Annotated in this window: 1 protein-coding gene; it reads right to left on the bottom strand. The window is 43.6% G+C overall.

Going from position 1 to position 872, the window contains the following annotated elements; translation table 11 throughout:
* Positions 1 to 76: 76 nt before the first annotated feature.
* On the bottom strand, positions 77 to 872 hold a 796-nt coding region (locus tag L650_RS0115420; protein WP_029773668.1), incomplete at its 5' end, for an ABC transporter ATP-binding protein.

Genomic DNA, 872 nt, shown 5'->3' with positions numbered 1-872 from the left:
TAGCCACTAACGATAACGCAAATGGCCGTGCTCAAAACCGCCGTGTAGAAATTCAAATAGTGCCAAACACAGAAGGTTAGTTTTTGTTGAACTGCAATTCACAAAGACGCTGATACAAAGGGGAGCTTGCTAGCAATTGCTGGTGGCTCCCAGTTGCTTTTATTTCCCCATTTTCCATTACTACAATCACATCAGCATGTTTAACCGTTGCTAGTCTATGAGCAATAATAAGCGTGGTGCGGTTTTGCATTAAATGCTCAAGCGCGGCTTGTACGTGGTGCTCACTTTGTGCATCGAGTGCACTGGTTGCCTCATCTAAAAGCAGTATTTCAGGGTCTTTTAAAATAGCGCGTGCCAATACAATACGCTGCTTTTGCCCACCCGATAGCCTTACGCCTTGCTCACCTAAAAAGCTGTTATAGCCTTGCGGTAATTGCTTAATAAATTCATCGGCATGAGCATGTTTTGCGGCCGTATATACTTGCTCGTCAGTGGCGTTTGGGTTGCCGTAACGAATGTTATGCATTACGTCTGAGCTAAATAAAATAGGGTTTTGTGCCACCATGCCCATTTTGTCCCTCAGGGTGGTAAGCGATATGTCTTTAATATTTACATCATGAAATTTAATCGCGCCGTGAGCAGGGTCGTAAAAGCGCTGTAGTAATTCAAATAACGTCGTTTTACCTGCGCCAGAGGGGCCTACAATGGCAACGGTTTTACCTTGCTCTATAGTTAAGCTTATTTTGTTAAGTGCGCTTACATCGGGGCGAGATGGGTAGTTAAAGCTAATGTTTTCAAGTTCAATAGCGGGGCTATCAGTCTTTATTAATAGCTTTTCGTCTTGTGGAGTGACGGGGTTTTCTATTTCACTT

Source organism: Pseudoalteromonas sp. TB51, assembly GCF_000498055.1.
GTDB classification, from domain to species: domain Bacteria; phylum Pseudomonadota; class Gammaproteobacteria; order Enterobacterales; family Alteromonadaceae; genus Pseudoalteromonas; species Pseudoalteromonas atlantica.
The sequence above is the reverse complement of the archived record's forward strand: the minus strand, read 5'-3'. Positions and strand labels throughout refer to the sequence as shown.